The 22,860-nt window shown below is 38.5% G+C and carries 22 protein-coding genes; 4 read left to right on the top strand and 18 right to left on the bottom strand.

All coding sequences use genetic code 11. From position 1 onward, the window contains the following. Positions 1-173: 173 nt before the first annotated feature. A complete protein-coding gene (secA, locus tag AC1DRF_RS06420) occupies positions 174-2,690 on the bottom strand; it encodes a preprotein translocase subunit SecA (RefSeq protein ID WP_176585234.1) in 2,517 nt (838 codons plus the stop codon). 226 nt (positions 2,691-2,916) lie between these two features. Here secA and AC1DRF_RS06415 point away from each other — a divergent pair, with 226 nt between their 5' ends. Then, on the top strand, positions 2,917-3,321 hold the full coding sequence (locus tag AC1DRF_RS06415) for a GNAT family N-acetyltransferase (RefSeq protein ID WP_043977398.1): 405 nt from the start codon (positions 2,917-2,919) through the stop codon (positions 3,319-3,321). A 71-nt stretch (positions 3,322-3,392) separates the two neighbouring features. Here the strand turns inward: AC1DRF_RS06415 and hpf are convergent, their stop codons facing one another. The 5 genes from hpf to AC1DRF_RS06390 all read right to left on the bottom strand — a co-directional run bounded on the left by hpf (position 3,393) and on the right by AC1DRF_RS06390 (position 7,581). Continuing rightward, positions 3,393-3,944 (bottom strand): ribosome hibernation-promoting factor, HPF/YfiA family, encoded by a 552-nt coding sequence (gene hpf / locus AC1DRF_RS06410; protein WP_013059750.1) that lies wholly within the window; start codon positions 3,942-3,944, stop codon positions 3,393-3,395. 189 nt (positions 3,945-4,133) lie between these two features. Then, positions 4,134-4,472, bottom strand: a complete 339-nt coding sequence (gene fliT, locus AC1DRF_RS06405) for a flagellar protein FliT (protein ID WP_176585233.1) — start codon at positions 4,470-4,472, stop codon at positions 4,134-4,136. Positions 4,473-4,474: 2 nt separating this feature from the next. Then, positions 4,475-4,876: a flagellar export chaperone FliS gene (gene fliS / locus AC1DRF_RS06400; protein WP_427076621.1), complete on the bottom strand. Its 402-nt coding sequence runs from the start codon at positions 4,874-4,876 to the stop codon at positions 4,475-4,477. 16 nt (positions 4,877-4,892) lie between these two features. Then, a complete protein-coding gene (fliD, locus tag AC1DRF_RS06395) occupies positions 4,893-6,692 on the bottom strand; it encodes a flagellar filament capping protein FliD (protein ID WP_477740437.1) in 1,800 nt (599 codons plus the stop codon). Positions 6,693-6,894: 202 nt separating this feature from the next. Beyond that, complete coding sequence (locus AC1DRF_RS06390) at positions 6,895-7,581, bottom strand: hypothetical protein (protein ID WP_309225837.1); 687 nt, start codon at positions 7,579-7,581, stop codon at positions 6,895-6,897. Between the two features lie 325 nt (positions 7,582-7,906). Between AC1DRF_RS06390 and AC1DRF_RS06385 the strand changes: the two genes are divergently transcribed. Beyond that, the gene (locus AC1DRF_RS06385) at positions 7,907-9,304 is read left to right on the top strand and encodes an amino acid permease (RefSeq protein WP_043977411.1); all 1,398 of its coding nucleotides are present in this window, start codon (positions 7,907-7,909) and stop codon (positions 9,302-9,304) included. A 37-nt stretch (positions 9,305-9,341) separates the two neighbouring features. Here AC1DRF_RS06385 and AC1DRF_RS06380 read toward each other — a convergent pair whose 3' ends face one another. After that, complete coding sequence (locus AC1DRF_RS06380) at positions 9,342-11,054, bottom strand: high affinity choline transporter 1 (protein ID WP_097824902.1); 1,713 nt, start codon at positions 11,052-11,054, stop codon at positions 9,342-9,344. 628 nt (positions 11,055-11,682) lie between these two features. Between AC1DRF_RS06380 and betB the strand changes: the two genes are divergently transcribed. Both betB and AC1DRF_RS06370 read left to right on the top strand, forming a co-directional pair. Then, positions 11,683-13,173 (top strand): betaine-aldehyde dehydrogenase, encoded by a 1,491-nt coding sequence (gene betB, locus AC1DRF_RS06375; protein ID WP_176521338.1) that lies wholly within the window; start codon positions 11,683-11,685, stop codon positions 13,171-13,173. A 21-nt stretch (positions 13,174-13,194) separates the two neighbouring features. After that, positions 13,195-14,397: an iron-containing alcohol dehydrogenase gene (locus AC1DRF_RS06370; protein WP_016765895.1), complete on the top strand. Its 1,203-nt coding sequence runs from the start codon at positions 13,195-13,197 to the stop codon at positions 14,395-14,397. Positions 14,398-14,439: 42 nt separating this feature from the next. On the opposite strand, the gene cudC is transcribed toward AC1DRF_RS06370, so the two are convergent. From cudC to AC1DRF_RS06315, 11 genes are all read right to left on the bottom strand, one after another. Next, positions 14,440-14,994 carry a choline uptake/conversion transcriptional regulator CudC gene (cudC, locus tag AC1DRF_RS06365; RefSeq protein WP_427076623.1) on the bottom strand — a complete coding sequence of 185 codons (555 nt, stop codon included), beginning with the start codon at positions 14,992-14,994 and terminating at the stop codon, positions 14,440-14,442. Between the two features lie 228 nt (positions 14,995-15,222). Further along, complete coding sequence (csrA, locus tag AC1DRF_RS06360) at positions 15,223-15,453, bottom strand: carbon storage regulator CsrA (protein ID WP_013085431.1); 231 nt, start codon at positions 15,451-15,453, stop codon at positions 15,223-15,225. 24 nt (positions 15,454-15,477) lie between these two features. Then, a complete protein-coding gene (fliW, locus tag AC1DRF_RS06355; protein WP_043977425.1) occupies positions 15,478-15,900 on the bottom strand; it encodes a flagellar assembly protein FliW in 423 nt (140 codons plus the stop codon). Positions 15,901-15,981: 81 nt separating this feature from the next. After that, complete coding sequence (flgL, locus tag AC1DRF_RS06350; protein WP_043977427.1) at positions 15,982-16,863, bottom strand: flagellar hook-associated protein FlgL; 882 nt, start codon at positions 16,861-16,863, stop codon at positions 15,982-15,984. A 2-nt stretch (positions 16,864-16,865) separates the two neighbouring features. Further along, complete coding sequence (gene flgK / locus AC1DRF_RS06345) at positions 16,866-18,389, bottom strand: flagellar hook-associated protein FlgK (protein WP_230184022.1); 1,524 nt, start codon at positions 18,387-18,389, stop codon at positions 16,866-16,868. Positions 18,390-18,407: 18 nt separating this feature from the next. Continuing rightward, positions 18,408-18,869, bottom strand: a complete 462-nt coding sequence (locus tag AC1DRF_RS06340; RefSeq protein ID WP_229754667.1) for a flagellar protein FlgN — start codon at positions 18,867-18,869, stop codon at positions 18,408-18,410. 21 nt (positions 18,870-18,890) lie between these two features. Continuing rightward, on the bottom strand, positions 18,891-19,145 hold the full coding sequence (flgM, locus tag AC1DRF_RS06335) for a flagellar biosynthesis anti-sigma factor FlgM (protein ID WP_430074200.1): 255 nt from the start codon (positions 19,143-19,145) through the stop codon (positions 18,891-18,893). A 159-nt stretch (positions 19,146-19,304) separates the two neighbouring features. Continuing rightward, positions 19,305-19,718, bottom strand: coding sequence for a TIGR03826 family flagellar region protein (locus AC1DRF_RS06330; RefSeq protein WP_427076625.1), 414 nt, complete (start codon positions 19,716-19,718; stop codon positions 19,305-19,307). 61 nt (positions 19,719-19,779) lie between these two features. Further along, complete coding sequence (locus AC1DRF_RS06325) at positions 19,780-20,277, bottom strand: ComF family protein (protein ID WP_035335757.1); 498 nt, start codon at positions 20,275-20,277, stop codon at positions 19,780-19,782. 191 nt (positions 20,278-20,468) lie between these two features. Continuing rightward, positions 20,469-21,959, bottom strand: a complete 1,491-nt coding sequence (locus AC1DRF_RS06320; protein ID WP_427076626.1) for an ATP-dependent helicase ComFA — start codon at positions 21,957-21,959, stop codon at positions 20,469-20,471. 97 nt (positions 21,960-22,056) lie between these two features. After that, positions 22,057-22,860, bottom strand: an 804-nt coding sequence (locus AC1DRF_RS06315) for a DegV family protein (RefSeq protein WP_477740436.1), incomplete at its 5' end; no start/stop codon positions are given.

Genomic DNA, 22,860 nt, shown 5'->3' with positions numbered 1-22,860 from the left:
CAAAGAGACCCCCTAAAGTCCGCTAATCGCTTAGCTGTTTTGTCAAGTTCTTGCTTAATTTCTACTAAATCCATGAGTTGAACACCTCTATTTTATTTTTGACGCACAGGAAGGAAATGAGAAGACTCATTTCCTTCCTGTACTAATTCATTCTATACTAATTGACTCTTACTTTATGATTCTTTACCGCAGCAGTTTTTATACTTTTTGCCACTTCCGCAGATACAAGGATCATTTCGGCCAACTTCTATTGCATTTACTTTTGGCTTCTTCTTAGCCGGCGCGTCTCCTTCTTTTGGATGAACAGCCGCCTGACCTTGCGCTACCTCTTGACGCTCAAGGTTGTTGTTAATTTCTGCTTTCATGATATACTTCGTCACTTCTTCTTCAATGCTTGCAATCATATTTTCAAACATCGCAAAACCTTCCATTTGGTATTCGCGAAGAGGATCTGTTTGGCCGTACGCACGAAGGTGGATACCTTGGCGAAGCTGATCCATCGTATCGATATGATCCATCCATTTAGAATCAACTGCTCTAAGAACAACAACTTTTTCAAATTCACGCATTTGTTCTTCAGGGAGCTGCTCTTCTTTTTCATTATAACGAGCTTTTGCATGATCTACCAGCAGTTCTACCATTTCTTCAGGCTCTTTACGGCGAAGATCTTCTTCTGTGACTTCACCTTCCTCAAGAACATTAGCATTTACGTAATCAATAATCGCTTGTAAATTCCATTCTTCTTCTAATTCTTCACGCGGTGTGTTTACTTCAACCACACGCTGTAGAGTTGATTCAATCATACGTTCTACAATCGCACGCAGGTTGTCTGAATCAAGTACTTCAAAGCGCTGTTTGTAAATAACTTCACGCTGTTGACGAAGCACGTCATCATATTGAAGCAATTGTTTACGCGCATCGAAGTTATTACCTTCAACGCGTTTTTGAGCGGATTCAACAGCTCTTGTTACAATTTTACTTTGAATTGGCTGTGAGTCATCCATACCAAGGCGATCCATCATTGCCATCATATTATCTGAACCAAATCGGCGCATTAATTCATCTTCCATGGATAGATAGAATTGAGATACCCCTGGATCCCCTTGACGTCCAGCACGTCCGCGAAGCTGATTATCAATACGGCGTGATTCATGACGCTCTGTACCAATTACAGCAAGGCCTCCAGCTTCAACGACACCTTCACCTAGTTTGATATCCGTACCACGACCGGCCATATTTGTTGCGATTGTTACCGCACCTTTGTAACCCGCATTTTCGATAATATCCGCTTCACGCTCATGCTGTTTTGCATTTAAAACGTGATGGGGAATGCCTTTTTTCTTTAATAAAGCTGATAAAATTTCAGATGTTTCAATCGCAACTGTACCAACAAGAACAGGCTGTCCTTTTGCGTGGCGCTCGGCAATATCTTCTACTACCGCATTAAACTTGCCTTCCATTGACTTATAAATTAAATCTGCTTTATCATCACGTGAAATTGGCTTGTTTGTCGGAATAACAACAACGTGCATATTGTAAATATTACGGAATTCTTCTTCTTCTGTTTTAGCTGTACCCGTCATACCTGATAATTTTTCATACATACGGAAGTAGTTTTGGAATGTGATCGTAGCTAACGTCATGCTTTCATTTTGAATCTCAACATTCTCTTTAGCTTCGATAGCTTGATGCAAGCCGTCGCTAAAACGTCTTCCTTTCATTAAACGACCAGTAAATTGGTCAACGATTACGACCTGATCTTCATCAATTACGTAATCCACATCATTTTGCATCGTTACATGTGCTTTAAGCGCTTGGTTGATGTGATGGTTTAGCGCTACGTGTGAAATATCAAATAAGTTTTCAATGCCAAATGCGCGCTCTGCTTTTGACATACCTTCTTCGGTTAGTTGAACGCTTTTTGTTTTGATATCAAAAGTAAAATCGGTTTCTTTATCAAGCGTGCGAACGAATGCATTAGCTTGAATATAAAGAGCAGTCGATTTCTGCGCGCTGCCGGATATAATAAGCGGCGTACGTGCTTCATCAATTAAGATAGAGTCAACTTCATCGATTACGGCAAAATGAAGCGGACGTTGAACCATTTGTTCTTTGTAAAGCACCATGTTATCACGTAAATAGTCAAATCCGAGTTCATTATTTGTACTATACGTAATATCCGCTGCATATGCTTCTTGCTTTTCTTCACGCGTTAAATGGTTTAAATTTAAACCTACTTTCAAGCCTAGGAATTCATATAAACGACCCATTTCACTAGCATCACGGCTCGCTAAGTATTCATTGACTGTTACTACATGTACACCTTTTCCTGTAATGGCGTTTAAGTATACAGGCATAGTAGCTGTCAACGTTTTACCTTCACCCGTTTTCATTTCCGAGATATTCCCTTCATGCAGAGAAATACCCCCCATTAGCTGAACTTTGTACGGATACATGCCTAACACACGTTTCGCTGCTTCACGTACAACCGCAAAAGCTTCATCTAATAGGTTATCGAGCGATTCGCCATTTTGGTAGCGTTGTTGAAATTCAGCCGTTTTTTCACGAAGCTGATCGTCTGTTAAAGACGCTATTTCAGGACCTAACGCATCAATTTGGTCCGCCATTTTTTCTAAACGGCCGATTTGGCGCTGATTGCCGTCAAACACTTTTTTAAATAATCCAAGCATATTAAAACGCTCCTCTATTTATAATCAGTACATTTTATACTATTTTCATTCATATCTGTATCTTTCATTATAAAACATTCTGAGTAAAATTGTAACATTGCAGCTAAACAAGTAGCAACTTGTACCCTTTTTCGTCTGTCTCTTTACTAGTACTACTCTATTAACAAGTTATTTTCTATTGTGATTTCCCCTGCCTCACTCTTACAATAAAAAAGGGGAATGTAGAATGAATGTTCAATCGATTACAAAAGAACAAGCTTGGGAAGTCCGACATACCGTCATGTGGCCTGATAAAGATTTCAGTTATATTCAGCTGAAAGATGATCCATTAGGCATTCACTATGGACTGTTTGAAGAAGGAGAGTTAAAATCAGTTGTTTCCTTATTTATAACAGGTAATGAAGCTCAATTTCGAAAATTTGCTACTCTCAAAGAAGAACAAGGAAAAGGATATGGCAGTCGTCTACTAGAGGAGGTTTTTCTCAAAGCTAAGAACCTTGGGGTACGAAAGATCTGGTGTAACGCACGAGAAAATAAAGTCTCTTTTTATCAGGCATTCAACATGAAAGAAACCACGCGTGTATTCACCAAATCTTCTACGCGCTATGTAGTGATGGAACTATTTTTTTAAGCAGCTAAAAAGCAGCGTGCGGAGGCACGCTGCTTTTACTTTACTGCTCTTGTTTAAGAGAGCCTATAATCTTAGTTTGGTTCAATCAATCCATATCGTCCATCTTTTCTTCGATATACAACGTTTGTAATGTTGGTCTCAGCGTTTGTAAACACAAAGAAACTATGTCCTAACATATTCATTTGCAAAATAGCCTCTTCACTATCCATTGGCTTTAAGTTAAATCGTTTTGTACGAACTAGCTCTAATTCATCTTCTTCAGTTGCAACTGCTACGTTCGCTTCACTTTCTAATGCTGCGAACAGATACTTCTCAGCGCCTTTTTCACGCATTTTTCGATTTACTTTTGTTTTATGTTTACGAATTTGACGCTCTAATTTATCTAGGACAAGATCGACAGCTGCGTATAAATCACTGTGTGTCTCTTCAGCTCTCAATACGAGATCATTCATTGGGATTGTGACTTCTATTTTTTGATCGTTATTGTAGACTTTTAAGTTTACATTTACGTCAGCAGTTGGTGTTTCGTCGAAATAACGCTCTAACTTACCAAGCTTTTTCTCTACGTATTCCCTAATTGCTGGAGTCACCTCAATGTTTTCACCGCGAATGTTATACATCATGTTCGAACTCCTCCTTTAATCCATTGCTATACCTCTACAATTCTACAATACCCGACACAATCCCTTCCTAAACTATTAAAATTTTTTGAAAATTTAGTGAAAATTTATGGAACCTGAGAAAAGTTTATGAAAAAACCAAAAAAATAGACCTTCTTCATAAGAAGAAGGGTTGTATTTTTTTACGCAGGATTAATTTTTTTTATCGTAAAACATTCCATCAAACGTTTTTGTTTCGTAAGGGTTTACATAGCTGTTACTATGCTTTTTTTTCGCTTTCAGCAAACGGAGATCTACCATAATTTGATGCCGAATTAAGATGAGCTTTTGATCAATTTCCTTATTCATTTCGACAATTTTCTTACCAATCGATTCATTATCCCTACTTTTTGGCGGCAGTTTCTCTATGAGGTCACGTCTTTCTAATAGAAGATACTCTAACTTTTGAATGCCTTCTTCTCGATTTTTGTCAGAAAATGTTTGAATAAGCCGATAAATCTCATCAGTTAGCTGATATAGGTCGTTAATCATATTTATGCTTGACCGCCGCTTCCATGGACTTGCTGGCGGTGAAGCTGCACAACTTGCTTCCATGTATCGCGGAATTCTGTTACGTATTGTTCCGCTTCATCCAAGCTTGCTGTGTCATTTTTTGTATTTGCTTCAATTAAACACTGGTTAATATAGTCATACATAGCCATCATAGACTTAGCAACGTGTACGTTTGTATCAAGGGTAATCATTAATTCTTGAATAATATTTTGTGATTTTAACAGATTCGTATTTTTCAGCTCAATATTTTTTTCCTGTATGCCTGTTCGTGCAAGTTTGATAAATTTTAAACACCCGTTATACAGCATAAGCGTTAACTCTCCTGGAGAAGCAGTCTGAACAGCTCCTTGCTGATACGCTTGATATGGATTATTTGCTGCCATAAACGTTCACTCCTTCTTAACTAAAATATTGCGATAACTGCGCGCTTTGAGCATTTGCATTTTGAATGGCTTTTTCCATTGCTGTAAACTGACGATAATACCGGTCCTCCACTTGTGTGAGCCTGCTTTCAAAACTAGTGATTTGGCTATTTACGCTTTTTAAATTCCGCCCAAGCAAAAATTGTTCACTTGTCCATGTTGAACGGCCAGCGCGCTGCTCAACTTTGGATACGGTTTGAGTAATCGTATCTCGTAAACGTCGTACAATCCCTTTTTCACTTGTTGTACTTCCACTTTTCATAAATAAATCCATCACAGACTGCGGATCTTTTTCAATTGCTTCTTTTAATTTAGTTCCGTCGCCTTCTATGACTAGCTTGCCTCGATCGCTATAGTTTGCGCTAGTTGAAATGCCAATGTCGGTTAGTTGCGAAAATCCTCCGCTCACTCCTGATACAGAGGCATACCAGTTAGAACGCATTTGGTTTAGACCGCTTGATAAAATTGAGTCTCCTTTTAACAAACCGCTTTTCGCCTTAACATCCCACTGCTCAGCTTGTTTATCCGTTAGTTTTTCTCTTTCTTCATCAGTCAAAGGCTGATAGTTCCGGTCTCTTTCTTCCGTAATCTTTCCGTTAATCTTTTCAATCAGTTCATTGTATTTGGTCACGAAATCTTTAATTGTATCAAATACTTTTTGCGTATCATTGCTTACGTTAACGCGCACATCTCCTGTGAAATTGTTTTGAAGGGTATAGGTAACGCCTCCAGTAGTAAATGTATTGGACTTACGAGTTGTTTCTAGACCGTTTAGCGTAAATTTTGCGTCTGTTCCTTTGGCATCAACGGCGAGCTGTAAAAAGCCCGTCAAAAATCCTCCTGAAAAAACCATGTTTGAACCATCCCCACTATCAGCAGAAGATAAATTTCCTGTATCTTTACGAGTCATGACAACTTTATTTGTTCCTTCATCGAAAAAGGCTGAAATGCCTACTTTTGAATTGCTGATTTGTGTGAGAAGGGTGTTTAATGAGGTGGAACCGTCAAATTCAAATGGCGTACTTCCATCTGTATTATCACCCGTTGCTTTACCGTTGCTGTCATAAGTTGTAATAGAAAACTTCAATACATTTTGCTGATACGAAAATGCTTCAATTGTACTGCCGCTTGTTAGTGTGGTACCAAATGTCATTTCACCTGTGTCTTCGTTAATGAAGACTTCATCAGAACCTAATGTTTCCGCCTTTGTTCCTATTGTCACTTTATACTCTTTACTTGTACCATCCGTGGTAACAGATATAGAGTTTAAAGTGCCTGTATTCTGATTTACAGCAGAAATAGCACCTTTAGCTAATTTCACTGTACTAGTATCCGCACTTAATGTTATGGCAGCTTGTTCCACTGTTTTCTCAGTCCACACACTTGAATCCATCGACCCGCGTTGAGACCACAAGCTTTTCGTCGGATCCATACTAGAATCAATACTAGTGCTAATACTCTGCGCAGCAGTCGCCATTGTCACGTTTGAAAGAGTATAAGAGGCATTTGCCGCTGAGGAAGTAGCTGCTGCTTTTACTTTCGTTTCATCCGATGAAGATACCGTTTTGGATGAATAAGAAGACTGCAAGGTCATATTAAAAGCGAGATTATTAAATTCTGATAACAGCAAGTTCATAGAGCGATAATCATCTCGCTGCCACTCTAACGTTTGCTTTTGTTTTTTCATTTTATCAATAGGCATACGTTCAGCCTTCATTAAATCACTGACGATTTGATCAATATCCATTCCGCTTGCTAACCCACTTACTCTTACCACTTACCATCACCACCGTTTTTTTATTCATCTATTCATCAACTGTTAGCCATGAAATATGAGTGTATTTTTTCGAATCTTCTTATTCGTTCATAGGTTCAACACTTCTCTATTTTGTATCGGTAAAACAAACATTTTTTTCATAGGTCAAATGATGCAAGATAGAAAAAGCTCACTTATTTTTCTACAATAAGTGAGCTTTTTATTATTGGCCAAGCAAGTTCAGTTTCTGGGATAAATTTCTTTGAATATCCTTAGGAATAAGGTATGGTGCTAGATTTATAATATCTCGTAACGAATCAATGGTTACAGAGGCAGATAAATTTATATATTCATCCGTTGTATCTGCTTGCTCAAACGAAATGGAGTCTGGCAAATTATTGAGCAGAGTAATTTCATTCATTTCTTTATCGACCGTGACATCAGAATCCTTATCAATATTTAAGCGATCCCATACAAGAGACATCGGAATCGGCATTCTTCCTAAATGCACGCTATTCACCTTTAAAACAAGCTTTCCATTTTCGGCATTTGGTGTTACGTCAACTACAAACTGTGATTCCATAAAAGATACTACATGTTTATTAATATACAATTTTATATGTTTTGGAAGCAACTCGGCTTCTGCTCCGTCAACCGTTTCATCATTTTCGTAAAGGTAGCTGCGCAAATAATCATTAACATCGCTCTCGCTTAATCGGTATCCTAAAATAGGAGCGCCTCCGTTCAGTTCTAGCGACGTCGCATGAGCGGACTTTTCTTGTGCCAGTGAAGATAATGAAGCAGTCTGATCAAGTTTTTCAATATTTCTGACTGGACTAACGAAAAAGTACAACCCAACTAAAAGGATAATAAATAGAAAAATAACAGCTATAAATTTTCTCAAACACACGCACCCTCTCAAACATTCTTCTTGGAATATAATACCGATTTCTCTTTTATCATACAAGATAAATAAGATGTATGTCGAAAATTTGTATAAAATGTACGTATATACCAGACATCCCAAACGGCGAATAAGTCTACAATGAATAAATCGAGTCTATTACGACTTAAAAATCGACAATTTTAGTAACTTAAAGTCGATTTTTATAGGAATTTGATAATTGGCACACTTCTTGCTTATTATAAAGGTAAGGGGAGGAATTTCTATTTATATTTTCAGAATTTACTTTATTTTCTAATAGTCTTTCGATAATTTTAAAGGAGTGAATACGATGGGAAACAAAACAGAATCACACGGAAAGTTAAAGCAACGTCACGTTTCCATGATTTCCATTGCAGGTATTATCGGAGCCGGCTTATTTGTAGGAAGCGGATCCGTTATTAATGCAACAGGCCCAGCAGCAGTAGTTTCATATGCAGCAGCCGGACTGCTAGTCGTTCTATTGATGCGTATGCTCGGTGAAATGGCTATGGTAAACCCAGATAAAGGCTCATTCGCAACATATGCTCAGCAAGGAATTGGCGCGTGGGCAGGTTATGCTGTCGGATGGCTTTACTGGTTTTTCTGGCTAATTGTAATTGCGATTGAAGCCACTGCAGGAGGAGCAATTGTTCATGAATGGCTCCCTTCCGTACCAATTTGGCTTTTGAGCTTAATCTTAACCTTTGCATTAACTTTAACAAACTTGTTCTCTGTCAAATCATTTGGAGAATTTGAATATTGGTTTGCTATGATTAAAATTGTGGCAATCGTTGCTTTTATGGGAATCGGTTTAGCTATTATTTTCGGATTAATCCCAGGTACATCTTCACCTGGTCTAGCTAATTTAACGGGCCATGGAGGCTTTATGCCAAAAGGTACGAACTCTATCTTTTTGGGAGTTATTACCGTTATTTTCTCTTATTTCGGGGCTGAAATTGCGGCTATTGCAGCTAGTGAATCAGAAAACCCAGCAAAAGCTATCACAACTGCTATTCGCAGTGTCGTATGGCGAATTTTAATTTTCTATATTGGTTCAGTTGCTATTTTAGTAACTCTTTTACCTTGGAACTCAGCTGATTTACTAAAAAGTCCATATGTAACAATGTTAGAAATGGTCAATATTCCAGCAGCTGCACAAATTATGAATTTAGTCGTATTAGTATCCGTTTTGTCTTGCTTAAACTCTGCTTTGTACACGAACTCACGAATGATTTTGTCATTAGCTCAAAAAGGACAAGCTCCTCGCGCTTTAGCAAAAGTAAGCAAATCAGGCGTGCCGGCAAGAGCTGTATGGATTAGCACAGCTGCTGCATATGTATGTGCTATCTTTAGCTTCGTTTCGCCGGATAAACTCTTTTTATTCTTAGTTAATGCATCAGGAGCCATTGCTCTTATTGTGTACTTAGCTATCGCTATTTCTCATTTACGCCTGCGTAAGAAAATGAATCGAGCAAACCAGCCAATTAAAGGGATGAAAATGTGGTTGTTCCCGTATTTAACATACGTAACAATTGCTATTATTACAGTGATCTTCTTATCAATGGCATTTATTGATTCGATGCGCTCACAGTTTTTCTTAACTCTTGGATTAACCGCTGTGGTTCTTCTTTCATACTCGTTCATCAAAAAAACAAACAACAAGCGACCTGACGATCAATTTTCCGAGTCAGAAAATATTGCAAAATAAAAAAGCCGCAGATGCGGCTTTTTTATTTTGCTTTTGATTATTTCTCAACCGATATGTCACGATGAAGATTTCGAAGCGGCTGAGGAGGGCAAATACGTCGCGTCGCGTAGGAAACGATAAAAATAGTTAACAACCCGCCTACCATCGCAAATGTGCGAAACGGAAACATGACCACTCCGTCTTCAATCATCGGATACGGAAGCAGCGCTTTTAAATGAAGCATCGGTTCTCCTCCACCTATTCGAAGAACAAGAGACACAATAAACCCAGCCAAAGATCCGTACCAGTTAGCTCCTTTAAAGAATAAAGCACAAACCAACTGCGGAAAAAGTATACAATACACGAGGTCCCCTGATAAATACCATAAAGAGTAGACACTCTCAGAGTTCAAAGCAATTAGAGTTGCTCCCGTTCCAATGATAATGATAGAACGTTTAATAACTTTATCTAACTGCGCCTGTGTCGCATTTGGTTTTACAATCGGACGATACACGTTCCAGGCTGCCATCCCCGACGCTGAAAGCAACGAAGCCGCTACTGCAGCCATAACGGCAGCAGCTAGTCCTCCAAGTGCAATCGCTCCTACTAAATCGGGCGTTAGGTATTTAAATACATACGTTAAAATCATGGACGCGCTCTCAGGGCTTGACGCTCCAAATGAAGACCAGTCTGCACTATAACCTATCATTCCTATTAAAGTTGGAGGCAGGGCTGCTAACGCGCAAAAGATGCCGGCTGTAATAGATAGCCACATTGCTGCTTTTTCGTTTTTAGCAGATAACACGCGCTGAAAATAAATCTGCCATGGAATACCACCAAAAATAAGTAAAAATGTGCTATCCCACCATTGCCAATATGTATTTCCCCATTTCGGATCTTCCCAGCCTTTTATTGGAGGAAATAAATGAAGAGAACCAGTCATGCCTTCTGAATAAGTAGAAAAAACGGCTCCCACCCCTCCCGTATTCGAAAATGCAAAGGGAAGCACCAGAAATAGTCCTAAAAACATAATAGAAAGCTGTAAGATATCGGTATGTGCTACTGCCCACAAGCCGCCAATCACGGTGTATGCAATGGCAATAAGTGCGGAAAGAATGATGGAAATTGAAAAACTGAGGCCTAAAATCACACCGAATGTTGTTCCTAAAGCAGTTAAGATAGCTGCGCTCCAAAACAGTTCTCCCAGTATAGCTGGAAAATAAAGAACCGTAGCCATTTTCTTACCAAAACGAGATTCTAGAGGGTCGAGCATTGTCATAAACTCAAACCTTCTCATCTTTCTAGCAAAAAAGATACCGCCTAAAATCAAGCTGATTGAATAACACCATGGCGCTTGAGTCCATGTCAGCCCTGAGGAATAAACGGTTTCGGCCGTTCCAGCAATATACCCTCCACCTACCCAAGTGGCGGTCATTGTGAACATTGAAATCCATAGCGGCATAGATCTTCCTGCAACAAGCATATCATCTGATTTTCCTTTTTTACTTGCAGCGGCTCGAGCACCAATAAAATAAATAACACCATACATAATGAACATTAAAATGAGGCCTGGCCAATAGAGATCTGGATTATAGAGAGAATAGATAAATGCGACAACCATAAAGATGGAAAATCCTATAATAGTTGTCCATAAGGGGGTTAGTAGACGGTTGTTCCTGCTTGATTTCCCTGAAAAGTCAGAAGTCTCATTCGACTTTTCAGGCCTGGCTTGTTGTGTGTCTGAACGAAATGGCTTTTTAGCATTTTGCATTGTATCACATCCTTTAAATTGATAAAGAAATCTAAAGACATAATTGTCCTCTATCCCTTTTTCCTACCAGCATACAATTAAACCTAAAAATGTATTTTTTAGAATAAAATATAAATAGTTGGATTATAAATACCAATTCGAAGGGGAGAAATTACGTTTATATAATTATATTAAAATAATTTAAATTGACTTTTTTTATTATTTTGCTAAGAACTCATAATTATTTTCATCTTCTATCTAAACTCCTTTCTTAATTTCCACATTCAAAATCCTTTGTTTCTCAAGGTTTGTATGCAAGCAGATATAGTACTATGGTTAATATATCTGAATGTTTAGGATATTGTCAAAAAAGTTTGAGTGTTTTCATATAAAAAAAGAATAATATTCTCATAGCTCGTACATAAAAAAACCTTTGGTATCAAGGGACATAGCAATCAGTGATTTTTTATTACTTTTTGTTAAATTTTTTCTTAATATCCGAATGATTAGTCTCTTCCAGAGAAGATAACCTAATAAATCCTGAATATTTAGAGTTTTTGGATTTGACTAAATTAAATAACCGATGCTATAATTCAAACTGTTAAGAACGTTAAATATAAATTTAACAAATTCTATTATTTGGAGGTCGATGCTATTGGAACAAACACTTACGCTTGAAAAAATGCACATAAACGGCGAATGGGTTGAAGCACGCAGCGGCGAGAAAAGAGAGATTATAAATCCTTTTAACCAAGAGGTTATCGCTGTCGTTACAGAAGGAAATCGTGCTGATACTGTAGAAGCTATTGAAGCAGCTAGAAAAGCTTTTGATGCAGGTGAATGGTCTAAATTTACAGCGGCCCAAAGAGGTTCTTTACTATTTAAAGTAGCGGAAGAAATTCGTAATGATCGTGAAGAACTCGCTAAACTTGAAACCTTGAATACTGGAAAAACCCTCGTTGAAAGCCTGGCAGACATGGATGGAATTGCTGATGTCTTTCAATACTATGCTGGATTAGCAGATAAAGATGGTGGACAGATGATTGAGTCACCTAATCCCGATTCTGTTAGCCGCGTTGTCCGCGAACCTGTAGGTGTATGCAGCCAAATTACTCCTTGGAATTACCCTTTATTGCAAGCCTCTTGGAAATTGGCTCCGGCACTTGCTGCTGGGAATACAATTGTTATTAAACCAAGCGAAATCACCCCTTTAACAACTATTCATATGATGAAAATTTTTGAAAGAGTTGGCTTTCCATCAGGCGTCATTAACATTGTACTCGGCCCGGGTGCGACCGTTGGACAAGAAATGGCAGAAAGTCACTTAGTAGATTTAGTTTCCTTTACAGGCGGCGGTGTATCTGGACGTAAAGTCATGCAGGCTGCCGCAGGCAACTTTAAAAAAATCGCTCTTGAACTCGGTGGGAAAAATCCGAATATCGTCTTTGCTGACGCTGACTTTGACACTGCGGTTGACTATGCATTAAATGCGGTCTTCTTTCATGCCGGTCAAGTTTGTTCAGCTGGTGCGAGATTACTCGTTCAAGATGATATTCACGATAAATTTGTTTCAGCAGTTATTGAACAAGCCAAAAAAATTAAGCTAGGAGACGGCATGGATGAGGCCACTCAAATGGGACCCGTCATCTCAAAAGAACACCTAGCTAAAGTGGAACATTACATTGAACTTGGGAAACAAGAAGGTGCTTCCCTTATTTTAGGAGGCAAACGTCCAACTCAAGAGTCTTTACAAAAAGGTTTATTCATTGAACCAACTATTTTTACAGACTGTCATGGAGATATGAAAGTTGTCCAAGAAGAGTCATTTGGTCCAATTATGACCATTGAGCGCTTCAGTACTGAAGAAGAAGCGGTGGCACTTGCTAACGATACAATCTATGGATTAGCTGGAGCCGTTTGGACAAGTGATATGAATCGAGCTGAACGTGTAGTGAAAGCACTCCGTATGGGAACAACTTGGATTAACGATTATCATCCCTACTTCCCGCAGGCTCCTTGGGGAGGTTATAAGCAATCTGGGATCGGAAGAGAGCTTAGCCACATTGGGCTAGAAGAATATACGGAAATTAAACATATTTATACGAATACAAATCCACAGCCAATGCGCTGGTTTCAATAAAATTCAAGGGGGAATGTAAAGATGTTTATGCGATTTGAAAGAATGGAACGTTTAAAAAGTTTTGAGATGCCAACGGTTGTAAAACATGGAATTGGTGCTGTTAAGCATACTGGAGAAGAAGTAAAAAACCTAGGTGTATCTAAGGTTTTACTAGTAACAGATCCTGGTGTAAAAAAAGTAGGTTTAGCAGATCCTGTAATCGCTAGTTTAAAAGAAGCGGACGTAGACGTTATTCTATTTGATCAAGTAGAAGCCAACCCTTCTATTCACGTGGTAGCAGACGGCACAAAAATGTACAAAGAAAATGGATGCAACGGACTAGTAGCTGTTGGAGGCGGAAGCTCAATGGATACGGCAAAAGCTATTGGTGTAGAAGTAGCTCATAATGCTCCCGTCTTAGATTATGAAGCAGCTGAAGGAAAAAAACCTTTAACAAAACGTATCCCTCCTTTAACAACCATTCCTACAACTGCGGGTACAGGAAGTGAAGTCACACAATGGGCTGTCATTACGGATCCTGTTCGTGAGTTTAAGTTTAATACAGGTGGACCTTTAATTGCTGCCCACTTAACAATTATTGATCCAGAACTTCACGTATCTATGCCTTCACATATTACGGCCGGTACAGGAATTGACGCATTAGCTCATGCAATTGAATGTTATACATGTCATTTTGCACAACCAATGACAGACTCTGTTGCTTTGTTGGCTATTGAGTACGTTGGAAAATACTTACGACGTGCAGTTGCAAATGGACAGGATATCGAAGCACGCTATGGAATGGCGCATGCAGCTATGCTTGCTGGCCTTTCATATGGAAGTGAATCTGCAGGAGCAGCTCACGCGATGGCTCAAACATTAGGAGGCATTTATCCAATTGCCCATGGCCCTTGCGTAGCAGCAATGCTAGGTCCTGTAATGGAATATAACTGGATGGGCGAGCCTGAAAAATTTGCGCGCATAGCTCAAGCTTTAGGAGTTAATACACACGAATTAACGCTTGAAGAAGCAGCTCAAGCAGCTGTTCGTGAAGTATATCAACTAGTTAAAGATGTACAAATCCCTTCTTTAGAAGAACAAGGTGTTCCAAAAGAAGCGGTTTCTCGCTTAGCTCAAGAAGCATTTAATGATCCACAAACAGTTGGTAACCCTCGTGATTTAACTGTAAAAAGTTACGAATGGATTTATAATCGCTGCTTCGAAGCTACACCATTAACTGTATAAAAATGATAAAAAGGCTGTTGATTTTTCAACAGCCTTTTTTATTTACTCTTTCGCTAATTCTTCATTTAAAATATCGATGATTCTTCGGTCGTCAAAAACTTTCACTACTTTTTTCAAGAAATGATAATAATGTTTGGACTCTATAATCTGCGCTAAATTACGCTTTGCTTTTACTGCGATCTCCTCAGGCACATCTTCATCATTTAAGAGAATCTGCAGCTTGTTTTCCGCTTCTTCGATTGCCTCTAAATTAACTGAAATTTCTCTTTGCCACTTCTTACAGAAAAATGAAAAAAAGGACTTAGAAAAATCTTTTTCTGCTTCATATAAGTCTTTTCGAACACCTTTTTTCCACACTTTGTGGACCATATCAATATTTTGCAGTGAACGAATGGATGTACTCATCGTTGGTTTACTCATACCCAATTCTTCACTCATTTGATCTAATGTAACAGGCTCATCCATAAAATAAAGCATGCCATACAGCCTTCCTACTGAAGATGTGACCCCATATAAATCCATCGTATCAGCTAAAGCGCTGACAACTACATCTTCTGCTTCTTTTAATAAATCATGATACTCTTGAACATCACTCATTTACTCTTCTCCTCTTTTGTTAAATTCATTTGAATTATACTTAATAAATTTAATGATACACGATAAAAAGGAAAAAAACAGAAATTCAGTTCAATTTTTTTGATAAAAAAGAAGCCTTTCTCTTAAAGAGAAAGACTTAAGACATAGTGGGGAATACTATATGTTTATCTTTCCCGATTTAGATATTATTTATACCGTATATTTTTGATTATTTTCAAACCGATCGTTTTATTTCTTTTTCGGTAATTGTTTCAGCATATCAATAGCATGTAATGTAATTTGAGAAGCACTTTTATTTTCGTTACGTATTTCTTCATAAATCTCTTGTCTATGAATATCTACAGATTTTGGAGCTTGAATTCCTAACTTTACTTGATCACCATTAACTGCAAGGACGGTCACTTCAATTTCATCACCTATTTTGATTGTTTCATTTAACTTTCGTGTTAAAACAAGCATGGACTCACTCCTTATCTATTCCTCTTACTCAAATAACCTGTGCTTCGTTTCGTAAGCTGTATTCATTAAAATCACTTGCTTAGCAAGCTGTTGCTTTGTATTAATAATAACAGGAGCCTGCAAATTAGCCGTTATCTTTTCCATAGAATCTGACATCGTAAGCAATACGTAAACAGCTGCATCTTCCGCTTGTTGTAATTGAAGCTTTTCGATTTCCTGAGGTTCTAGGTGAAAATCATAATCTAAAAAAAACTGAAATGGATCCGTGATAATAAAAGCTAATTCTTTGGTTTGAATAGACTGCAGAACTTGGAAAGCTTCGGCTTCTGGAAGTGGTAAAATAACGAATTCAGTTTCTTCCAAAAAACCTGGAATCCCTTGATTGAATGTCAGTGTTTGCTGATTATCTATTTCTATATCTCCATGATAGCTTGTTGAAATTTTCATCTCATCACACCTTTGCTAATTGATTTTTTCTTGTTATCTTTTTTCATTATAAAAAAGCTCCTTCTGTTTAGAAGGAACTTTTTAACGCAAGAAATCTAGCAGCGTAGGCTGAATAATTTGAGCTCCTACTCCCAAAGCAGCACGATGCACGCTTTCTTGTACGGTTAAATCCGTAATGACTTTTTCAATATCTGCATCTTCATTATTTGAAAGCATCTTAGTAGCCGTAATTTCCTGTGAATCAAGGCGGTTTTCGATCAGCTCAAGCCGATTGCTCCTTGCTCCCAATTCAGATCGCTCCGCTAATAGCGTAGACAGCTGCGTGTCTACCTGTGTAGAGAGATCTTTTAGTGAGTTTACATCGTTTTGTTCAAAAGCTGTTTGAACATTCTTCATTAAGTCGAATGCTCCTTGTCCAAAAATGTTTTCAGGATGAATATTGACTCTCAGCTGGATACCTTTTGATACTTCAACTGAAAAAGGATCCAGGTTAATTTTCGATTCTATCATACCGCTTTCATTCTCACTTATAGGCGGTGCTCCTACATTTACACCGTTAAAGATATAGTTTCCTGCCACCTGCGTATTGCCCACTTGCATATAATCCAGCTTTAACTGTTCGATTTCACGTGCAATCGCTTGGCGGTCATCACTTTCATTCGTACCGTTTAACCCTTGCACGACCAGCTCCTTAGTGCGCTGAAGAATGGAATTGACTTGTTCAAGTCCTGATTCTGAACTATCAAACCAAGACTGTGCTTCTGTTAAATTACGTTTATATTGATTTACTTCAGAAAGATTCGAACGATAAGCCATTCCTTTAGTAGCCACTACCGGGTCATCAGAAGGACGAGTAATTTTCTTTCCAGTCGATAATTGGTTTTGAAGTGTTTCCAGCTTATTATAGCTATTGCTAATCTGTTTTAACGAATTAGCCGCTAACATTCCTTGTGTGACGCGCATCTTTACCTTCCTCCAGTTCCAAGACCGTTTACAATTTTATCAAGCATTTCATCAATCATAGTCACCATACGGGCACTAGCGTTATATGCATGCTGAAACTGAATCATATTGGTCATCTCTTCATCTAATGAAACTGCACTGGTAGACTGGCGCCTTTGCTCTACAGCTCCCTGAAGGGTTTCTGAATTACTTTTTAAGCGGTTGGCTTGTTGGGCATCTACTGACATTTGGCCAATAACAGATTGATAAAAGCCATCTAGGGAAACAGCTTGATTCCCGGAATTAATAAGCACCTTTTGACGAAATTGAGACAATAGCTGAGCATTTTTTCCATCTCCTTTGCGGCCAGTTCCATCATCCCCAGAGGAGGCCGAAGAAGCAGCAGCAATGTTGTTTGTGTTTTGTTTAATTTTATCAGCAATAACAATTCCAGTTGCAGCCCCTTCTTTCTGAGAAATCTCATTAAAAAAGGACATACCAGGATCACCATCTAGCGTGACACCTTGTTGGTGCTTATCATTAAACCAATTTACAAATTCATATGCCATTTCATCTAAATCATCAATCATTGAAGCGTAAACACCTGTTTTATTACCACTATTATCTATATATCCAGAAGCCTCAATTAACCCTTTAAGTTTTCCTTGAGGAAATGACTCAGGGTTCCGTATCTCATCCCCTATATGAATTTCCGTCACATAGGAATCTTGATTTGTTTTCAAACTGATGGCATTTACTTGATGAGTTTTCCCATCTAAAAGAGTAATAGCCCCCTGAGACGTTTGAAGCTGAACCGTTACCACTCCTTCTGACGTTGCAGAAGCGTTCCCGCTGCTTTTTGTATACTCTAAAGAAACCGGCATAAATTTAGAAATCTCATCTAGCAGCCGATCTCTTTCATCATACAAATCATTAGGCAAATAGCCATTCGGTTCTACGCTTTGTATTTGTTGGTTCACATTACTTATTTGCTCTAACAAAGAATTCACTTGTGTTACCGCTACGTCACGCTCGTTTTGTAAATCACCTTGAACCGTTTTTAAAGAAGTAGATAAATAAGAGAAAGTATCGCCTACTGCTTCAGCTCGTTCAATCATAACAGACCTGGCTCCTGCTTCTGAAGGGTGTGAAGCTACATCTTGAATGGACTCAAAGAATTGATTAAAAACAGCTGAAAGTCCATCTTCAGTAGGTTCATTCATAATTTCCTCCATTTTTTCAAGAGCGCCAGCGCGCGCATCCCAATACCCCACTTTAATGGTTTCATCTCGATACTGGGTATCTAAAAATGTATCACGTATTCGCTCTACCGTGCTGGCTTCTACTCCCATTCCTATTTGGCCCGCAGTTCCAGTCTGATTCATCCCTGGGGCTGGATAAGCTGGGAACGTTTCTAAACTTACTCGCTGACGCGTATAGCCCGGCGTATTTGCATTAGATACGTTATGGCCAATTGTGTAAAGAGCCGCTTGTTGGGCATCCATTCCTCGTTTAGCCACCTGCAAACCATGAAATGTTGAACTCATTCTGCTTTCCTCCGTTCTTTATGCCTTCGAATTAAAAATAGAGTTGGACTGAAACGATCTATTATTTGTTTTTGTGTAATTGAACGAATCCTCTCGTTTCGATGGAACAAGAAGGTCTAGTTCTGTATGAATCAGCTGCAAAGACTGTGTGAGCAGCTGATTGTTTAAGTCATTTGCATACTTTATATCTTGAATTATATCTATTAGCTGTTTTTGAAAGGGTATCAAGATGGAGTACTCAGAGAATGAGCCTGCTATTTCTTCAATGGAGTGAGCAGCATGTCCGCTTTTTTCCATCGCCTCTATACGTTTTGTTTCCAGTGCAGAAATAGCAGCTATATGAGATTGCTCTTTTTGCAAAGAAGCCGTCAATGCCTTTACATCTTGTTTAATAATAAAGTTCGTTTTCTCTTTAACAATAACAGACAAACTTTTGTGAAGCGTTACTTGTTTTTCTAGTATCGTTTGAATTTCTTGCACGTTCAATCAATGTCAGTCCTTTTATTTTTTATAGAAATCTACAATACTTTTAGCAATTTCTTTTCCGTTAATTTCGTATGTTCCGCTGTTAATTTGCTGTTTTAGTTTCTCCAATTTTTCAAGTCTTTCTGGAGATGGTTCATTTCCCTGAAGTTTCTTCGCCTCAGATGAAATATGAATCTGATCTTGTGGATTCTTTTTAGAGATCTGTTCTGTTTTTTCTGATTGTTTTTTGTACGGATTTATTCCAAATAAGTTCGACGGGTTAATCTTCATCTCTCTCACCTCTTTTTATATTTGTATCCGTTATCTCTATTCATTATATCGGAATTTCCGCCTAAACCTTTAGCATCGGCAAGGAAGTTGAGACCATTTTCACAGTCCACCTTAAACATAGGTCTATAGATAGAGAATCTGCAAACACTCCGCACACTTTTACCCTTTTTTCCTTTCGTTAGAACGATAGGTGGGACGCGTCGGCTCTTCATTTGAACGAATTATCTCACGATTATGCTTTTCTAACCCATGTCTAATTTCTTGAGAGCATGAATGACAGAGTTTACCTTCTCGAATCTGAGCGTTGCATTGCATGCATGGATAGCTTATGTTTGGAAAGTTCGTTAGCACTAATCGACCTTGTCGAATAAATTGATGAATTAACGAATCTGAAACGCCCGTTTCTTTCATTACTTCGTAAGTCGTTGCTGTACGATTTGCTCTCTTCTTCAAGAATGAAGAAACACGTTGAAACAGAGCTTCTTCTTTGTCAAAACATGATTTACATATGTTTATTGATCCACTTTTTACAAATAAATGACCGCATTCCCTGCAATTATCTAACGTTCCCATATTCGAAACTCCTCATTTGTTTTTTATTTTACTATCGGTCAAAGTTTTAAATTATACATCTTCATGCACGAATTAAAGTGAGCGAACGAACTGAACGTGCCCCAGCTTCCTGCAAACAATTTGCCGCTTGGCGCACGGTTGCTCCTGTTGTATAAATATCATCAATCAAGAGAAATTCTTGATTCGTAACCATTGAGGAATTGACTACTTTAAATTCCAGTCTTTCTGCCAGCCGACTTCGCCTATTTTTCTTTGATTGCTTTGTTCCTGAACAGCGAACAAGAGGCATTTCTATGTTGTCACTGATCAGTTCAGCTAGCGCTAAAGATTGGTTAAACCCTCTCTCATATAATCTCTCGTCCGTTAAAGGTATAGGAACTAGTATAGCTTTTGGATTACATTCTTTTTTATAGAACTTATACCACTGCTCCTTGAATGCTTGAATAATTTCATAATCTCCTTGAAATTTAAAACGTTCTATTATGCTTTGCATAAAATCATTGTACGTATAAAGAGAACGGTTGAAAAAAGAAGCATCATTCCATTTCTGACAGTCCATACATGTGTCTAGCTCATAATGAGAAGAAGCGAGGTCTGCAAGAGAACGACCGCATCCCCTGCAAATGCTACTGGTGATGATAGGACATTTTTGCAAGCAAACAGTGCAAATTCTGTCCGTTGAAGAAGGTTTTAACAATGACCTCCAATCGAAAGAAGAGACAAGAGGTTCAAAACAAATCAGACATATTGTCATCGATCAACCAGCCCTTCCTTATAAGCTAGAGCATTCATATATTCAATATGCTCTTTTGCTTTTCGCATAGACAGAGACTGCCCATAATGAAAAAAGACCACGTCTCCCGTTGGAAATTGAGCACTCCTCCCCACTCTTCCTGAAATCTGAACAAGAGCACTTTCAGTAAAAATCGTTTCTTCTGCTCCCAATACTGCAACATCTATGTTGGGAACCGTTACGCCTCGCTCTAATATTGTTGTCGTTACTAAAATAACGAGCTGCCCTTCTCTAAATTTCATTACTTTTTCTTTTCGCTGAGAATCTTCAGCATGGACACCGTCTACCTTTTCCGTCAGCTTCCTAATCATGTCTATGATCGGAGCAATCCACTTAATTTGCGGGACGAAAATAAAGCATTGTTTTCCTTCATTTATTCTTTTTTTCAGCCATTTCTCAACATTAGCAGGCAAAGTATCTGTTTTCATTTTTTTCTTCCAATTGCCACACCATTCAAACCGAGGAACAGGAATAAGCATTCGATGATAGCGGGCTGGAATTTTGACTACTTGTTTTTTCCCTTGCTCAACGTCTTTTTTTAATGATTCATTTGGAGTCGCTGTTAAATAAATCTTTGATGCAGCGTGTTTAGCTGCTTTTGCAACAGCATAGTGCAGCATAGGCTCCGTCGAATACGGAAATGCATCTACTTCGTCAATAATCAACACATCGAATGCTTGATAATAATGCAGAAGTTGATGAGTGGTGGAAATAATAAGAGAGGATTCATGAAAACGGTCTTCGCTGCCTCCATACATAGCCAGCACAGACATATCCGGGAATGCCGATTGAATTCTTGGCTTTAACTCAATAACTACATCTGTTCTTGGAGTAGCAATACAGACTTTCTTTCCGCTGTTCAACGCTGCTTCAATACCTTTAAATAAAATTTCCGTTTTTCCTGCTCCGCAAACAGCCCAAATTAACAGCTCTTCATCCTTTTTAATAGCTTGAATGAGTTCATTTGAAGCACGTTCTTGAGCTTTAGACAGCATCCCTTTCCAATTCATCACGCTACTTTTTTGCAGAACATTACTTGTTGGTCCTTCCCAGTTTATAAAAGGTGTGCACTCACTTACTTTCCCCATCACAATACATGCTCGGCAATAGTAGCACTCCTGGTGACATCTACTGCATGGAAATGAAGCAAAATAAAAGGGGCTATCACTTCCACACCGGTTGCATTTATATCCGTTTTCTTTCTGGGTAAGTGCTTTTTGATAGGAAATATATCCGTTTAGATAATGTTCATGAATGAGAGATAAAGGATAGGGAGTCTGAGTTAGTAGAAGCTGCTTTCCGCTTAGAGAGCGCTGAAGATCTAAAGAGTAGGGGTATGAAGGATTTAAAGGCGGAGTTCTCCACGTATCGATTTTTGAGAGAGGAAAAGCAGCTGGGCTAGGTACTCGAACGGGATTTAGCAATTCTTGTTTAACATTAAAAAGCATATCTTCATTCCTTTCGATGTTTATCGTACACATCTATATACGAAAAAAAAGGTGTTTTTTCCTGCAAAAAAACCAAATCAAATGATTTGGTTTTCGATTACTTTTTATACCACCCTATACCGATGGCACCTTCACCTAAATGCGTGCCAATCACAGCGCCAAAATAAGAAAGACTCCATTCAATATGAGGATATTCTTGTTCTAAGTCTCGTTGAATTTCTTTTGCTTCACTTTCACGATTAGAATGAATAACTACAGCTTTCATAGGTACATTTTCTTTTGCATCCTCATCAAGAAGCTCCGTGATTCGTTTTAACGCTCGCTTACGCGTACGAATTTTTTCAAACGGAACAATTTTTTTAGATTCAAAATGTAGCACTGGCTTTACTTGAAGCAGACTGCCGATAATAGCCTGAGCAGCATTTAGGCGACCTCCACGCTGCAAGTGAGATAAATCATCTACCATAAAATACGCACGCATTGATAGTTTCATCTCTTCAAAACGCGCAATGATTTCGTCAGGATGTTTATTTAATTGGACCATCTCGGCTCCTTCAATCGCATAAAAGCCTTGAACCATACAGCTGATTTCTGAATCAAATACGTGCACGTCAAAGTCTTCTACCATGCTACCTGCTGTCAAAGCACCCTGATACGTTCCGCTAATTCCACTAGATAACGTAATAACGATAGCAGCATCGAATTGATCTCGTTTTAACTGTTCAAACAACTCTACAAATTCTCCGATAGCAGGCTGAGAAGTGGTTGGAAGATTTTTTGCTTCTTTAATTTTTTCAAAATATTGATCTGCAGTCATATCTACTTCTTCACGATATGTTTCTTCACCGAAAATAACGCTTAGCGGCACCATATGTATATGATAGTTTGATCGAATTTCCTC

It is taken from the genome of Priestia sp. P5_B4 (assembly GCF_056400385.1).
This window is presented reverse-complemented; position numbering and strand designations above follow the sequence as displayed.

Bases quoted from the DNA above. Each gene is read 5' to 3' on its own strand.
- secA (WP_176585234.1), bottom strand. From the start codon at position 2,690: ATGCTTGGATTATTTAAAAAAGTGTTTGACGGCAATCAGCGCCAAATC.
- AC1DRF_RS06415 (WP_043977398.1), top strand. From the start codon at position 2,917: ATGAATGTTCAATCGATTACAAAAGAACAAGCTTGGGAAGTCCGACAT.
- hpf (WP_013059750.1), bottom strand. From the start codon at position 3,944: ATGATGTATAACATTCGCGGTGAAAACATTGAGGTGACTCCAGCAATT.
- fliT (WP_176585233.1), bottom strand. From the start codon at position 4,472: ATGATTAACGACCTATATCAGCTAACTGATGAGATTTATCGGCTTATT.
- fliS (WP_427076621.1), bottom strand. From the start codon at position 4,876: ATGGCAGCAAATAATCCATATCAAGCGTATCAGCAAGGAGCTGTTCAG.
- AC1DRF_RS06385 (WP_043977411.1), top strand. From the start codon at position 7,907: ATGGGAAACAAAACAGAATCACACGGAAAGTTAAAGCAACGTCACGTT.
- AC1DRF_RS06380 (WP_097824902.1), bottom strand. From the start codon at position 11,054: ATGCAAAATGCTAAAAAGCCATTTCGTTCAGACACACAACAAGCCAGG.
- betB (WP_176521338.1), top strand. From the start codon at position 11,683: ATGCTATTGGAACAAACACTTACGCTTGAAAAAATGCACATAAACGGC.
- AC1DRF_RS06370 (WP_016765895.1), top strand. From the start codon at position 13,195: ATGTTTATGCGATTTGAAAGAATGGAACGTTTAAAAAGTTTTGAGATG.
- cudC (WP_427076623.1), bottom strand. From the start codon at position 14,994: ATGAGTGATGTTCAAGAGTATCATGATTTATTAAAAGAAGCAGAAGAT.
- csrA (WP_013085431.1), bottom strand. From the start codon at position 15,453: ATGCTTGTTTTAACACGAAAGTTAAATGAAACAATCAAAATAGGTGAT.
- fliW (WP_043977425.1), bottom strand. From the start codon at position 15,900: ATGAAAATTTCAACAAGCTATCATGGAGATATAGAAATAGATAATCAG.
- flgL (WP_043977427.1), bottom strand. From the start codon at position 16,863: ATGCGCGTCACACAAGGAATGTTAGCGGCTAATTCGTTAAAACAGATT.
- flgK (WP_230184022.1), bottom strand. From the start codon at position 18,389: ATGAGTTCAACATTTCATGGTTTGCAGGTGGCTAAACGAGGAATGGAT.
- flgM (WP_430074200.1), bottom strand. From the start codon at position 19,145: ATGAAGATTAACCCGTCGAACTTATTTGGAATAAATCCGTACAAAAAA.
- AC1DRF_RS06330 (WP_427076625.1), bottom strand. From the start codon at position 19,718: ATGGGAACGTTAGATAATTGCAGGGAATGCGGTCATTTATTTGTAAAA.
- AC1DRF_RS06325 (WP_035335757.1), bottom strand. From the start codon at position 20,277: ATGGACTGTCAGAAATGGAATGATGCTTCTTTTTTCAACCGTTCTCTT.
- AC1DRF_RS06320 (WP_427076626.1), bottom strand. From the start codon at position 21,959: ATGCTTTTTAATGTTAAACAAGAATTGCTAAATCCCGTTCGAGTACCT.